Consider the following 15,615-nt stretch of genomic DNA (forward strand, 5'->3'; position numbering starts at 1 on the left):
AAATAATATAAAGCAAAAGGGCCTGTCACCCTGAGCCCGTCGAAGGCTCGTGGGCAGAGGCCCTGTTCACCATGCTTCGAGGGCCTCAGCATGACACCCGTTTTAGTTAAACGGTAGTTCGTCAAAGCATGCCGGCGTACTTTTTCCGCATGAGTCTTCAGCAAGGTCTCGACCGGCACTCTTTTTAATCAACCCATATGAAAAAAAGCTATAGCTATCTACTATCAGGCCTGTTGTTATTCAGCGCCTGCTCATCTGTTAAAAAAACGGCCAATCCTAATCCCAGCATTACCAACGATGGTAAGATCTGGACTTCATTATGGCAGCAGCGGGCAGCGGAATACAAAGCATTATGCTTTCAGGCCTATAACGTGGCTAAACTCAGGGTTGATGAAGGGATTAAGAACCCCGGTGATAAACCGCTGGCTATCGTTACCGATATTGACGAAACTGTGCTGGATAATAGCCCCTATGATGCTCATCGCGCCTTGCAGAACTTAGATTACAGCGATGCCACCTGGAAACAATGGACAGACAAAGCCCTTGCTGATACCGTCCCGGGCGCACCTGCTTTTTTTAAGTACGCTGCATCAAAAGGGATCGCCATATTTTATATCACCAACCGTAATGAAAATGAGCGGGCAAGTACGTTAAAAAATCTGAAGTTGTATGGGTTGCCTAATGCCGATGATGAACACCTGCAGTTGAAAACCACTTCGTCGAGCAAGGAAGCGCGACGTCTTAACGTTTTAAAAACACATAACATCCTGCTGCTTTGCGGCGATAACCTGCCCGATTTTGACCTGCTGTATGATAATCACCCGGCCGAAGAAAGCAGGACGGCTACTACACAAAAGCTGCAAGCGGAATTTGGCAAAAGGTATATTGTTATTCCCAATCCTTCATATGGTGATTTTGAGGGGGCACTTTTCCGGTTTAATTATAAGCTTAGCCCTGCCCAAAAAGATTCGGTGATCAGGGCGAAGATCAAAGCCGATCAATAGAGTTCCCGATCTGTAACGATTGACCGGGGATAGCCGCCTGGCAGGTATATAACTTAATTGCCTGTATTTACGTATATTTACACGCTGATCCCGCTGTGGGTTTAATTATTTTATATAGCTAAAAGCATTTTATTTAGTTTAATAAAATAATTGAATGTTTGGGTGATGTCATAATCTTGCGGTAAAATGTGCATGAAGCGCAAATAAATTGCAAATTTGCATACTGCATTATTATTATTCAGTTAACCCCTGTTTAACTATGAGTGATAGAACTATTCTGGTTTGGTTTAGAAACGACTTGCGCATAAATGATAACGAAATTTTGTTAGAAGCTGTACGCAAGGCTGATAAAATACTGCCGGTTTATTGTTTCGATCCTTATTATTTTCAGCATAATGAAACCGGTGCCTCAAAAACCGGAAATTTCCGGGCGAGGTTCCTTTTAGAGGCCGTTGCTGATCTCCGCAAAAATTTACAAGGCTTCGGTGCCGAACTCATCATCAGAATAGGTAATCCGGCAGAAGTTATTCCCCAACTTGCCGAAGAATACCAGGTAAATGAAGTTTATCATCACCGTGAGGTGGCCTACGAGGAAACCAATATCTCCGAGCAGGTTGAAACTGCGCTATGGAAAATGAGGCTTAATCTTAAGCATTTCATCGGTCATACCATGTATCATAAGGAAGACCTTCCTTTTCCGATCAAGGATATCCCGGATAGTTTCGCGGTTTTTAAAAAGAAGGTAGAACGTGACAGTAATGTTCGTCCATGCGTACCCAAACCCGATCATATCAGCGTTCCGGAAATTACCGATGCCGGCGAATTGCCAACCTTGCAGCAATTAGGTTTAAACGAGCCTGTTGACGATATGCGCGCTACTGAATATTTTCAGGGGGGCGAAACAGCGGCTTTGGTACAAATGCATAAGTGTTTTGCCAATGCAGACCAGCTGCTGAAACAAAAAAATGGGCGTAACGGCTCTGATTGCTCTTCAAAACTTTCTCCCTGGATCTCGATAGGGTGTATTTCGCCGAGGCAGGTTTACTGGGAAGTTCAGAAATATGGCAGTAATGGTAACCTGTTAAAGCTTGAATTGCTTTGGCGCGATTACTTCAGGTTCATGTTTAAAAAACACGGCCAAAAATTTATCAAAGCTAAAGACGAAGCTCAGAGCGCCGACCTTGCACCGGACGCAGACCTGTTGCTCCAAAAATGGAAAAACGGCGAAACAGGAGTGCCCCTTATTGATGCAGCAATGCATGAGCTTAACGCTACCGGCTATATCAGTAATCAAAACCGGCAGGTAGTAGCGGGCTATTTAGTAAACACCCTCAAAGCCGACTGGGTACAGGGGGCTGCTTATTTTGAAGAAAAGCTTATTGATTATTCGCCGGCCAGCAATTGGGGCAACTGGGCCTTTATTGCCGGTGTTAACGATGCTAAGGAAAGCAAATACGCTATAGTTACCAAGCTGCCCAAAGAGCTTGAAGCCAAAACCGATTTTGTGAATACCTGGCAACCATCATCCATTGATGAAGCCGGGGATTTGGTTGGGGTGTAATTGAAATTCGACGTTTTGGCGTTTTGATAGTAGCGATATCGTCCATCAGCCGATGGATAATGCCTTGCGCAGTATAACCGGACCATGAGCCGAAGCAATACCTAAATCTTATCTAATTATTATTTCTATAAACCATCTATTTAAATAACTGTTGTTCTTTTGCCTCAAAACTCCGTATTTTCCCATTTAAGGATAAAATAAGCCTAACAAAGGCTAAATTTCTTTACAATTAATTATGAAGTATATAGCGGTATATCATTACTTTTGTACCGTTTTAAAGATCAGTTTCACATGGATCGTCTCAATTATATAAATAGCGGAAACGCTGCCTACATATCTTCCCTATACGAACAGTACAAACAGGAGCCGGAATCGGTTGATTTTGGATGGCAAAAATTCTTTGAAGGATTTGATTTTGGTAAAGATACCGATGCTGCCGGGGCAATTGCACCTGCTGCAGTTGGTCAAGCTACTCCTGAACATTTCTTGAAGGAAATTAACGTATTAAACATGATAGATGGTTACCGCTCACGCGGGCATTTGTTTGCAAAAACAAACCCCGTTCGCGAACGCCGCCATTATTACCCAGGCAAGGAGCTTGAAACTTTTGGTTTGAGCGAAGCTGATCTTGATACCGTTTTTAATGCGGGTGTTGAAGTAGGCTTAGGCGCTGCCAAACTGCGCGATATCCGCCAGTTACTTGAGGATACTTACTGCCGTTCAATAGGTACGGAATATAAATACATCCGCAATCCCATTAAAATAAAATGGTTTGAAGAGCGGATGGAGGGCCATCGCAATACGCCTTCTTTCACCCTTGATGAAAAGAAGGAGATGCTTAATAAGCTGAATGAAGCCGTAACATTTGAAAACTTTTTAGGTACCAAATTCCTTGGTCAAAAACGTTTCTCGTTGGAAGGTGCCGAGGCACTGATCCCTTCAATGGATTCGGTAATTAAAAAAGGCGCTGATCTGGGTATCGAGGAGTTTATCATAGGTATGGCGCACCGTGGGCGTTTGAACGTATTGACCAATATCATGGAGAAAACCTATAAAGAGGTATTCTCTGAGTTTGAAGGGAAAAATTACGATTCTGAATCACCTTTTGGTGGCGACGTGAAATACCACTTAGGTTTTTCAACCGATGTGCATACCAAAAGCGGTAAAAAAGTTCACCTGAGTCTTTGTCCTAACCCATCGCACCTGGAAGCTGTTGACCCAGTTGTGGAAGGGATCACCCGTTCAAAAATCGACTTTAAATATGGCGGCGATCATTCAAAGATCGCTCCGATCCTGATCCACGGCGATGCTTCAATTGCCGGACAGGGTATAGTATATGAAGTTTTACAAATGGAAAAACTGGATGGCTACCGCACAGGCGGCACCATTCACCTGGTTATCAACAACCAGATAGGTTTTACCACCAACTATAAAGATGCACGTTCAAGTACCTATTGTACCGACGTTGCCAAAACTGTGCTTTCGCCGGTTTTCCACGTAAACGGTGATGATGTTGAAGCTTTGGCTTATGTAGTAAACCTGGCTATGGAATACAGGCAGGTATTTAATGAGGACGTATTTATCGATATCCTTTGCTACCGCCGTTATGGTCATAACGAAGCTGATGAACCTAAATTCACCCAGCCGCTGTTATACAAAGCAATCGACGCGCACCCTAACCCGTTAAAGATTTACAATCAAAAACTGATAGATGAAGGCAGTATAGATGCTGAATTCTTAAAATCTATTGAAAAAGCCTTCAAAGATGAGTTACAGCAAAAACTGGACGAAGTAAAATCAGAGGAAAGGTTTACTGATACCATTGCCATGTTTGAGGGGGCCTGGAGCGGATTGCACCTGGCAAGCCATAAAGAACTGGTAAAAGCTATTGATACTTCTGTAGCCGAAGAAACCATATTAGAGATTGGTAATAAAATCACTGTGCTACCACCAAACAAAGAGTTCTTCAAGAAAATTGAGAAACTGTTTGAAGACCGCAGTGCTATGGTGAACAAAACCAAAGTGTTTGACTGGGCCATGGGTGAATTACTTGCTTACGGGACTTTGTTAAAAGAAGGTTACCCTATCAGGTTAAGTGGTGAAGACGTTAAACGTGGTACATTCTCGCATCGCCATGCGGTATTGACCCTGGTTGATTCGGAAGATGAATTTACACCGCTTGCATCCATTAACCCCGAAGCTAAATTGAGCATCTATAACTCTTTATTATCTGAGTATGGTGTTTTAGGTTTTGAATACGGCTATGCGCTTGCAAACCCAACTGCTTTAACCATTTGGGAAGCCCAGTTTGGCGATTTCTTTAATGGTGCACAGATCATTGTTGATCAGTACATCGCCAGCGCCGAAACTAAATGGCAGCGTGGCAACGGTTTGGTAATGTTATTGCCTCACGGTTATGAAGGCCAGGGCCCCGAGCACTCATCTGCACGTGTTGAACGCTTTCTGGAGCTTTGTGCCGATGATAATATTCAAATCGCCAACTGTACTACACCTGCAAACTTCTTCCATATTTTAAGGCGTCAAATGCACCGTGATTTCCGCAAGCCATTGATCATCTTTACCCCGAAAAGTTTGTTGCGCAGCCCTAAATGTGTTTCGCCACTGGAAGATTTTACCAACGGCAAGTTCCACGAGTTGATTGACGATACTTACGTTGATCCTAAAAAGGTGAAGCGAGTGCTGTTATGTACCGGTAAAGTTTATTACGACCTACTTGACAAACAACAGGCTGATAACCGCAAGGATGTGGCTATTGTACGTGTAGAGCAGCTTTACCCAACTCCGGTTACGCAAATTTTGAAGATCAAAGCCAAATATGAAAAGGCAGAGTTTATCTGGGTACAGGAAGAGCCTGAAAACATGGGCGCATGGCCATACATTTGCCGCAAGTTCCATAATGATAAGGTGATTAACCTGAGCGTTATTTCAAGAATTGAAGGTAGCAGTACCGCAACCGGTTTTGCTAAACAGCATGCCGCCCAGCAGTTATACATAGTTTCAAAAGCTTTTGAAGCCCCAGCCGGTAAAGCTGTTAAAGAAGCTGTTAAAAAAACAACAAAGAAAATGGCTGATGCCGGTGCTGATTGATCAAATAATTAAGTAGCCTGACATCATCCATAAAAAAATATAAAATCTACAATACTACAATATGAGCTTAGCGATTAAGGTGCCTACCGTAGGCGAATCAATTACAGAAGTAACCCTTTCGAGCTGGAAAAAGAAAGACGGCGACCACGTTGAAATGGACGAGGTTATTGCCGAACTGGAATCAGACAAGGCTACTTTTGAGCTTACTGCCGAAAAAGCCGGTACTTTAAAAATCGTTGCCAATGAAGGCGATGTACTACCAATTGGCGCCGTTGTTGCCAATATCGAAGACGGAGGCGCTGAAGTTGCTGCTCCTGCAGCACAGCCACAGCCAGAAGTTGTAGCCAACGCACCTGCTCCGGCCCCTGTTGCTGCCGCTCCGGCTGCTACATCAGCATCTGTCGAAATTAAAGTACCACCGGTAGGTGAATCTATCACGGAGGTTACATTATCCCGGTGGATTAAGAAAGACGGTGAAGCTGTTGCTATGGATGAAGCCATTGCCGAGCTGGAATCAGATAAAGCTACTTTTGAACTTACTGCCGAAAAAGCCGGTACTTTAAAAACAATCGCTAAAGAAGGTGATGTGTTAGCTATTGGCGCTGTAGTTTGTACTATTGAAGGTGCGGGTGCTTCACAACCTGCAGTTACCCCGGTAACCCCGGCTGTAGTTAGCGCTGCCGATGAATCGCCACGTGGTGGTGCAGCTGCCGAAAGTACTAAAACTTATGCATCAGGTACGCCATCACCGGCTGCCGCCAAAATATTAGCCGAAAAAGGTGTTGATCCAAAATCAGTATCAGGCTCGGGTGTTGACGGCCGTATCACTAAAGGTGATGCCCTTGGCGCGCAAGCTCCGGCAGCTAAGCCTGCCGCTCCTGCTGCACAGCCTGCTGCTGCCCCGGTAGCAAATCTAACCGGTGGTGCCAGGGACGAAAAACGCGAGAAAATGACCTCACTGCGTAAAACTGTTGCTAAACGTTTAGTATCGGTTAAAAATGAAACGGCAATGCTTACCACCTTTAATGAGGTTGATATGCAGCCGATCATGGAATTGCGCGGTAAATACAAAGATAAATTCAAAGAGAAACATGGTGTTGGCTTAGGCTTCATGTCGTTCTTTACCAAAGCTGTTACAGAGGCTTTGAAAGACTGGCCGGCTGTTGGTGCACGTATTGAGGGTGAAGAGATTGTATACAGTAATTTTGCTGATATCTCCATCGCTGTTTCTGCTCCGAAAGGTTTGGTTGTTCCTGTTATCCGCAATGCCGATAGCATGAGCCTTGCCGAAATTGAGAAAGCCATTGTGGTACTTGCCGGTAAAGCCCGCGAAAATAAACTGACTATCCCTGAAATGACCGGCGGTACGTTTACCATTACCAATGGTGGTGTATTTGGTTCGATGTTATCAACTCCGATTATCAATGCGCCTCAATCGGCCATTTTAGGGATGCATAATATCATTGAGCGCCCGGTAGCTATCAACGGACAGGTTGTTATCCGACCAATGATGTACCTTGCCCTATCATATGATCACCGTATCATCGACGGCCGCGAATCGGTAAGCTTCCTGGTAAGGGTTAAGCAATTGCTTGAAGATCCTGCAAGGTTGTTGTTAGGTGTATAACCCTGCAAAAACTTTATAAAAGAGATCCCGGTTGGTTTTCCCTTCCGGGATTTTTTATGCAATAATAGGTTTCGCTTGCTTTGAAATCTGATAGGAGATTAAGAAGTAGCGACGAACCAGGGTGCAACTAATCTCTGACCTCCAACCTCTAATCACTAAAGCCGCTTCACCACCCTTTTAAGCACTAACAAATTTTGACCATTAAGGCTATAGCCACTGATGTTGTTTTGATAAAGGTTTACCAGTTTATCGTAGTATAATACTACAATGGGCGATTGCTCCATCATCAGGTTGTCCATCTGGCGGTAGAGGCCGAAGCGCTTTTCATCATCTTTTACCTGGTAGGTTTGTTCAAAAAGTTCATCGAACCTTTTATTGTTGAACCCGGTATAATTGGGGCCGAAGGGAATTTTATTTTTGGAGTAAAAAACTGAAAGGTAATTTTCGGCATCAGGATAATCGGCTATCCAGGAGCCGTAAAAAAAGTTGATGCCATTTTTGGAGATCAGTTCGCGCAGGCTGGCACCCTGGGTTATCTCTACATTTGTTTTTATACCAATGCGTTCCAATTGGCCTTGTACATACTCAATTAAACTGCGGTAACCAACGGTGGTAGCCAGGGTAATTTCGGGCATGTTTTTACCATTGGGATAACCGGCGTCTCGGAGCAGGCAGCGCGCTTTTTCAGGATCGTAAGTGTAGCCTTTTACGCCCGTGCCGTTAAAGCCTGGCATGCCTTCGGGCACAAAACCTCCGTAGCCCGGTGTACCCATACTGTTGCGGAGGTATTTGATCATCTTTTCGCGGTCGATGGCGTAGTTGATGGCCTGCCTGATCTTGAGTATTTTTAAAGGGGATTTTTTTACAATGGGCAAAGTGGTATCAACCAGCATGCCCAGGTAAATGGTGTTCAGGTAAGGAGCGGTATTGAGTATAAATTTACCCTTATATTTTTGCGTTACCTTGCCTGCTTTGGTAAGGATATCATCGCGATAGCTGCCGTCGATATCATTCAAAAAATCGATTTTCTTTTTTACAAACTCCAGGAACGAAGTCTGCTTATCAGCAATAAAGGTAGAACGGATGGCATCCAGGTAGGGAAGACGGTTGCCTTTTTTGTCTTTTTCCCAGTAACGTTCGTTTTTTAAAAACACCAGTACTTCTCCTTCTTTCCAGTATTTAAACCTGAAGGGGCCGGTGCCTACCGGGTGGCTCCTGAAGTCCTTGCCGTAAAACTCAACCACTTCTTTGGGTACTACGGAGCAATATTGTGCCGTGAGTAAGCTTAGAAAGGGAGCGAAAGGCTGTTTAAGCCTTATTTGGAAAGTACTGTCATTAGGTGCCATAAAGGCGCTTTTGTCCTTTACCTTATCACTGAAGATCCATGAGCCGGATGAAGCAACTTTGGGATCGATCAAACGACCGAAGCTATAAGCAAAATCTGAGGCCACTGCCTTTCGGCCTGTACCATTTGCAAAATGAGGGTCGTCATGAAAATATACATCATTACGCAGATGGAAGGTATATAATAAACCATCAGCTGATGTTTCCCAGCTTTTAGCAATACAGGGAATGGTTTTTAAACTATCGTTGATCTGTACTAAGCCGTTATAAAGCTGGTTATCCATCCAAATGGTATAATGGTTACGGCAAAAGGCAGGATCAAGCGAGGTAAGGCCCTCTTCAAGATTGATATTAAAAACGGTTTTATGCTGATTGGAAGAGGTGTCGGTGTGGCATGCGCAAAGCTGAATGGAGAATAATACAAAAAGGTAAGTGATCAGCTTATTCATTTAAGCTAATATATCAAATATCACGATATCAGAGTGGGTTATTAGTCGATTATTGCGCAGGGATGATTGATTGCCGAAAGTAAAAGTTGTGCGACTGTTCGAAATTAAAAGCTAAACAGTCGCATACTCAATTTACGCATCAATACCGGTCAATCCCTTATAAAAATGCTTGGCATAACCTGCTATCAGCACATCGTGATCATTCCCGTTAATAATACGGCGGGCGTTGATCCAGTCGGCATGGGTGGCGTCAAAATATTTGCCTAAGCCAACGCCGGTAAACATGCCTTTTGTCATACCTTCAATCATAATGTTGGCAGCTACATCAGGTTGAAGCGCCAATTCGGGATGGTTGAGCAGGTCGAGGTGTAAATGCTTGCCCATGGCCTCATAGTTCTCGTACCAGGTTAATTGTACAAAACCGCGGCCATAATAAAGCTGATCGGGCGTTGTATAAGGAACACGGTGACCAGGTCCCCCGCCCATTTTAAATTTTTCGCCATAGGGATGACCTTTGCCCTTGCCAAACTCATTTATCGGCTGCATAGTGCCTGCGCATTCATGGTAAACGGTGCCTAACATGTAGGCTACCTTACGCTGATCGGTAACGCCGGCATCTGCTGCGGCTTTTAAAATGGCTTCGATACCATCAATCTGGCTTTGTGAAATGTGGCCTTTAAATACAGACGCACGGATGGTGTCATAAAATTCTTTTGTACCTGGCATGATAATGAAATTTAGGTATTAGTAATAAAATTAATTGCTGTAAACGGATGTTTCAGATTAAAAAGGTATGGAAGACTTAGGTAAATATAAATATTCACGTTTGGAATACCAAGGTTGATATTCAAATAGTTGGGCAGGTATTTTCAAGCCAATTTCAAGCATTGGTTGAAAAATACCTATAGTATGAATACGTTTATAAAGCAAATTTTAAAGTGCCCGATTTATTATGCGGGCACTTTAAATTAAAACCGCTCTTTTAAAAACTTGCCGGTGTAGCTGTCTTTTTGTTTTAATAGGTCTTCAGGAACGCCCTCAAATACTACTTTACCGCCACGGTCACCACCTTCGGGGCCAATATCGATAACCCAGTCGGCACATTTGATCACATCCATGTTATGCTCAATAACAATGATGGTATTGCCATGATCAAGCAGGGCATCAAATGATTTCAGCAGTTTTTTAATATCGGCAAAATGCAGGCCGGTAGTAGGCTCATCAAAAATAAATAGCGTTTTATTGGTGTTATTGCCCTTTACCAGGAATGATGCCAGTTTGATACGCTGCGCCTCGCCACCCGATAGGGTATTGGATGACTGGCCTAACTGAACATAGCCCAAACCAACGTCAACTAATGGCTTTATCTTGGCAATAATTTTAGGCTCTTTGGCAAAAAACTCGACAGCCTCGTCAATGGTCATGTTCAGGATCTCCGATACGTTTTTTTCTTTGTATTGGATATCTAAAATATGCTGCTTAAAGCGATGTCCCCCGCAGGTTTCGCAGGTAAGAAAGATATCTGCCATAAATTGCATCTCTATCTTAACTTCACCTTCACCCTGGCAAACATCGCAGCGGCCGCCTTCAACGTTAAATGAAAATGCGGAGGGTTTTAGCCCGGCGGCTTTTGCTGCCGGCTGAGCGGCGTACAGGTTGCGGATCTCGTCCCAGGCCTTAACATAAGTAACCGGGTTTGAGCGCGATGAACGGCCTATCGGGTTTTGGTCAACCAGTTCAACCTGTTCAATTTTGCTGTAATCGCCATCAATGGCATCATATGAGCCTGTTTGTTCGCCCGAATAATTACCTAAGGCCTTTTGAACGGCGGGGGCAAGGATGCGTTTTACCAAACTGGTTTTACCCGAGCCGGATACGCCGGTAACAACAGTAAGCACACCTAATGGAAATTTGGCGGTGACATGTTTCAGGTTGTTTTCGCGCGCGCCCTTTATTTCAATAAAATCGTGCCATTTACGGCGGCTTGCGGGGATAGCTATTTCTTCCCTGCCGCTCAGGTATTTGCCGGTGAGGCTTTTATCGTCTTTTATAATTTCGTTATAGGTACCGGTAAAAATCAGCTCGCCGCCATGGGTACCAGCCTCCGGGCCGATATCAATAATGTGATCGGCAGCTTTCATGATCTCTTCCTCATGCTCAACAACCAATACGGTGTTGCCCACATCGCGGAGGGATTTTAATACGGTGATCAGCCTTTGGGTATCACGCGGGTGCAAACCGATGCTTGGCTCATCCAAAACATACACGGAACCTACCAGGCTGCTGCCCAATGACGTAGCGAGGTTGATGCGCTGCGACTCACCGCCTGATAATGTATTTGATAAACGATTGAGCGTTAAATAGCTCAAGCCCACATCGTTTAAAAAGCCGAGGCGGTTGGTTATTTCCATCAGCAAGCGTTTACCGATTTTGGCATCCGTTTCACTGAGTTCAAGCGATTTAAAAAATTCAAAGGTTTTATCCAGCGGCATCAGTACCACATCGGTTATCGACTTTTCATTGATCTTTACGTAGGAGGCATCCATTCGTAAACGGCTGCCCTTACATTCCGGGCAGGTAGTTTTGCCCCTGTATCGCGATAGCAAAACACGGTATTGGATCTTATAGGTTTGTTCTTCCATTTCCTTGAAAAACTCGTCAAGGCCACGGAAAAACTTATTGCCGGTCCAGAGCAGGCGCTGCTCTTTTTCGGTTAGCTGATTATATTGGCGGTGAATAGGGAAGTCGAACTTTAAGGCATGTCTTACCAGCGCATCGTTCCATTCGCGCATCTTTTCGCCGCGCCACGGGGCGATAGCGCCCTCGTAAATGGATTTACTTTTATCTGGAATAACCAGGTCTTCATCAATACCGATCACCTTGCCGTAACCTTCGCATTTTTTACAAGCGCCGTACGGATTATTAAAGCTGAAGAAGTTTGGTGTAGGCTCTTCAAACTTCAATCCGTCTAACTCAAAACGATCGCAAAAAAAGCGCTCATGCTCGGTATCGTTGTCAGGCTCCTGGAAGCGAACAAAACAATCGCCCTTGCCTTCAAAAAAGGCAGTCTGTATGGAGTCGCCTAAGCGGCTAATAGTTTCGTCTTCTTCATTCTTGGTAACGCGGTCAACAACTATGCGTACTGCAATTTGCTGATCAATTTCGGTAGTTTCTGCAGCGGTTTTTTTTGCCTTTGTTTTTTTGATCTCGACTATTGGTTCAGCCGCCATTAAAGGAACGTTCTCTACTGTTTCATCCTCTAATAAAGATTCGATACGCGAAAGTTTGCCATTGTATTCAACGCGAACAAAACCTTTTTGCATCAATACGGCAAGCTCCTCTTTAAGGCTCCGATTATTGTGCGGGTGCAATGGAGCAAGAATGGTTACCTGGGTTTCGTTAGGCAATGAAAGCACAAAGTTAACCACATCGGTCACTGAGTCTTTTTTTACGATATTGCCTGATATGGGCGATATCGTTTTACCGATACGTGAAAAAAGCAGTTTTAAATAATCGTAGATCTCGGTTGATGTACCAACAGTTGAACGTGGGTTTGAGGTAATTACCTTTTGCTCAATAGCTATAGCCGGTGCAATGCCTTTAATATAATCAACATCGGGCTTGTTCATACGGCCCAAAAACTGGCGGGCGTATGATGAAAGGCTTTCCACATAGCGGCGCTGACCTTCGGCGTACAAAGTATCGAAAGCGAGCGATGATTTGCCCGAGCCCGACATGCCGGTAACTACCACCAGTTTATTTTTGGGAATAGCCACATCAAGGTTTTTAAGGTTGTGCACCCTTGCGCCTTTTATAATAATATGCTTTTGCGGATCTTTTTCTGCTTCTTTACTCATTCTATTGAATTAGTTCATAGTTGATGGTTGACGGATCATAGTAGTATGCTTTGCAGGTTAGTGGCAAAATTTATACCATGAACCATGATCTATTACCCATGAACTTTTTGCGAATGCAAAAATCCTAAAATATTTAGCAGAATCCAAATGAGTTTTGACTGTTTATTGGATTAAACTGCATGAAATATTGGAGTTTACAGTTTGCTGACTTTTTAAAACTTAATGTTGTTTTAACAACTACTTTTTAAAAAATTTATTTTGGCTAATGATTAAACCTTCGGTATTAAAAATAAGTCTAACGGAAGTGTGCCAAATAAATGATGGTTTTATAAGTAATTATACCGATTAATAGTAAAGTAGGGCGCAAAAAAAAAAATTTTATTTGTTTTTTTACCAATAATTTGTTTTATTTGAGCGAACAAATCTTTAACCCCTAAGGAGCACGCTATAGAATATACTTTACTTTAAAAGGTTTTAACTAAAAATTAAGTTTTAAGTAGTACTTTCTATGGATTTTCAATTGAAGAGTGATCAGGATCTAATCCATCTATATGTAGCCGGCGACGAAGCCGGTTTAGTAGAATTGATAAGGCGTTACCAATCAAAAATATATACTTCTATTTACTTGCTGGTAAAAGACGAATACCTTGCCGAAGATATTTTTCAGGATGCATTTATAAAGGTAATAAACACCCTTAAAGCCGGTAAATATAATGAAGAAGGTAAATTTTTGCCCTGGGTAACCCGTATCGCGCATAACCTGGTGATTGACCATTTTCGCCGTGAAAAACGTGCGCCTATGATCAGCAATGGCGATGATTTCGATATTTTTGAAGTGCTTGGTAATTATGACGAAAGTACCGAGGACAAGATGGTTAGGGATCAAACCCATAAAGATCTTAAAGCACTGATCCAGCTGCTTCCATCCGAACAAAAGGAGGTGCTTATTATGCGCCACTTTGGTGATATGAGTTTTAAAGAGATTGCCGATATTACCGATGTTAGTATCAATACCGCCCTTGGCCGTATGCGCTATGCCCTTAATAACCTCCGCAAAATGATGCAGAGTAAGGAGCTTAGCCTGAAAAATTAGTTTTTCAGTATAAGAGTTTAGTGATAAAAGGTTAGGATATTATTGTTTAGGTTAAACCGGGATAATAATATTCTAACCTTATTTTTTGTATGAAATTCTGATATTGTTTCATTAGTTGCTGATATAAAGTTATTTACTGTTGCAATAACGTAATTCATAGCTTCCCGCAGCTAATTTCTTTAAATAAAAATTTCATTTAATTTTCATTTAACAAAATATTATCTTTAAGCCACCGTTATAAACCATATAAAAATTATAGTAAAATAAGCTTATGGATGAAACCTTTACAAAAACGTTAAATGCATTAGCTAACGAAGCTGAAATGAACAGGAATGCACAAGAAAATCTGGACGCTGACGAAGTGATTTTTTACAATTCAATTCGTGCTGATTTGGACCTGCTGATCAGGAAACCAAAAGTGCAAACCATACACCAGATCCTGGATTATTCAAAAAGCTTACGTTAGTATTTATTGCGGATTCCCCCACTGGTTCATAGATCATGATTGTTGAAGAGGTTACCGATGCGAATCGAAAAACCAAAACCCAATAAGTGATTTATGAACCTTTCTATTTTAAGATGGCTTATGGTTGATGGATCATAGTTCATGGTTTTTTATTGTTGTGAATATCTATACTTTTGGACAGGATCGCCATTGCGTTAAGCTGGGTGCTTGAGCCATGATCCATGAACTATCAGCCATGAACTAAAAATGTTAAAAGCCGAACGCTATCGCTATTTTGTTGATTATTTTTCTAAAAACCAGCCTAACCCGGTTACTGAGCTGCACTATAATAACCCATTTCAGTTATTGGTGGCCGTTATCCTATCGGCACAGTGTACTGATAAAAGGATTAACCAGGTAACGCCGGCACTGTTTGAGCGTTTTCCTACTCCGCAAGACCTGGCTGCCGCAACATCCGATGAAGTTTTTGCATATATCCGGTCTGTAAGCTATCCTAATAATAAAGCCAAACATTTGGTAGGCATGGGCAAAATGCTCATGGAAGTTTTTAACGGCGAAATACCTTCGGGGATAGAAAATCTGCAAAAATTACCAGGTGTAGGCCGCAAAACAGCCAATGTGATCGCTTCGGTTATTTTTGAAGAACCAGCCATGGCTGTTGATACGCATGTTTTTAGGGTGGCCAACCGCATTGGCTTAACCAATAATGCCCGTACACCACTTGCGGTTGAAAAACAGTTGGTGCAAAATATTCCTAAAGAATATATAGGTGTTGCACATCACTGGCTTATATTGCATGGGCGGTATATTTGTTTGGCGCGCAGCCCTAAATGCGATATTTGTCCGCTTACGTGGTTTTGCCGCTATTATGAACGCAATAATACAGAAGCCGCGCTGCAAAGGCTTGAAGCTGCAAAACTTAAGAAGGCCAAAGAAGCTAAAAAGAAAAAGGCCCTTAATATTATAGATAAGGAGTTGAAGAAGCGGAGTGTGGATAAAGGTTGATTAGGTGGGTAGTTGGATTAAGTGAATAGTTGCTTATCTTCGTCAATACTAACCTAATCAACTACTCATTTAATGGACCATTCACTATAAAAATAAATTAC

The 15,615-nt window shown here is 42.8% G+C and carries 10 protein-coding genes; 7 read left to right on the forward strand and 3 right to left on the reverse strand.

The window, feature by feature from the left end:
* Nucleotides 1–197 precede the first annotated feature (197 nt).
* The 4 genes from ABIC84_RS23500 to odhB all read left to right on the forward strand — a co-directional run bounded on the left by ABIC84_RS23500 (nucleotide 198) and on the right by odhB (nucleotide 7,300).
* Nucleotides 198–1,004, forward strand: a complete 807-nt coding sequence (locus ABIC84_RS23500) for a 5'-nucleotidase, lipoprotein e(P4) family (RefSeq protein WP_429265140.1) — start codon at nucleotides 198–200, stop codon at nucleotides 1,002–1,004.
* Between the two features lie 259 nt (nucleotides 1,005–1,263).
* Nucleotides 1,264–2,565 (forward strand): DASH family cryptochrome, encoded by a 1,302-nt coding sequence (locus tag ABIC84_RS23505; protein ID WP_429265141.1) that lies wholly within the window; start codon nucleotides 1,264–1,266, stop codon nucleotides 2,563–2,565.
* 291 nt (nucleotides 2,566–2,856) lie between these two features.
* Nucleotides 2,857–5,673: a 2-oxoglutarate dehydrogenase E1 component gene (locus tag ABIC84_RS23510; RefSeq protein WP_429265142.1), complete on the forward strand. Its 2,817-nt coding sequence runs from the start codon at nucleotides 2,857–2,859 to the stop codon at nucleotides 5,671–5,673.
* Between the two features lie 61 nt (nucleotides 5,674–5,734).
* The gene (odhB, locus tag ABIC84_RS23515; RefSeq protein ID WP_429265143.1) at nucleotides 5,735–7,300 is read left to right on the forward strand and encodes a 2-oxoglutarate dehydrogenase complex dihydrolipoyllysine-residue succinyltransferase; all 1,566 of its coding nucleotides are present in this window, start codon (nucleotides 5,735–5,737) and stop codon (nucleotides 7,298–7,300) included.
* A gap of 155 nt (nucleotides 7,301–7,455) precedes the next feature.
* On the opposite strand, the gene ABIC84_RS23520 is transcribed toward odhB, so the two are convergent.
* From ABIC84_RS23520 to uvrA, 3 genes are all read right to left on the reverse strand, one after another.
* The gene (locus ABIC84_RS23520) at nucleotides 7,456–9,093 is read right to left on the reverse strand and encodes an ABC transporter substrate-binding protein (RefSeq protein ID WP_429265144.1); all 1,638 of its coding nucleotides are present in this window, start codon (nucleotides 9,091–9,093) and stop codon (nucleotides 7,456–7,458) included.
* A gap of 132 nt (nucleotides 9,094–9,225) precedes the next feature.
* The gene (locus tag ABIC84_RS23525) at nucleotides 9,226–9,819 is read right to left on the reverse strand and encodes a glycoside hydrolase family 19 protein (protein ID WP_426581968.1); all 594 of its coding nucleotides are present in this window, start codon (nucleotides 9,817–9,819) and stop codon (nucleotides 9,226–9,228) included.
* A gap of 242 nt (nucleotides 9,820–10,061) precedes the next feature.
* Nucleotides 10,062–12,950 (reverse strand): excinuclease ABC subunit UvrA, encoded by a 2,889-nt coding sequence (gene uvrA / locus ABIC84_RS23530; RefSeq protein WP_429265145.1) that lies wholly within the window; start codon nucleotides 12,948–12,950, stop codon nucleotides 10,062–10,064.
* Nucleotides 12,951–13,458: 508 nt separating this feature from the next.
* Here uvrA and ABIC84_RS23535 point away from each other — a divergent pair.
* The 3 genes from ABIC84_RS23535 (at nucleotide 13,459) to nth (ending at nucleotide 15,514) form a co-directional block, all read left to right on the forward strand.
* Complete coding sequence (locus ABIC84_RS23535; RefSeq protein ID WP_090534404.1) at nucleotides 13,459–14,043, forward strand: RNA polymerase sigma factor; 585 nt, start codon at nucleotides 13,459–13,461, stop codon at nucleotides 14,041–14,043.
* 271 nt (nucleotides 14,044–14,314) lie between these two features.
* A complete protein-coding gene (locus tag ABIC84_RS23540) occupies nucleotides 14,315–14,509 on the forward strand; it encodes a hypothetical protein (RefSeq protein WP_090534406.1) in 195 nt (64 codons plus the stop codon).
* Nucleotides 14,510–14,755: 246 nt separating this feature from the next.
* On the forward strand, nucleotides 14,756–15,514 hold the full coding sequence (gene nth / locus ABIC84_RS23545; RefSeq protein ID WP_429265146.1) for an endonuclease III: 759 nt from the start codon (nucleotides 14,756–14,758) through the stop codon (nucleotides 15,512–15,514).
* Nucleotides 15,515–15,615: the final 101 nt, after the last annotated feature.

The organism is Mucilaginibacter sp. 3215 (assembly GCF_050433785.1).
GTDB lineage: Bacteria > Bacteroidota > Bacteroidia > Sphingobacteriales > Sphingobacteriaceae > Mucilaginibacter.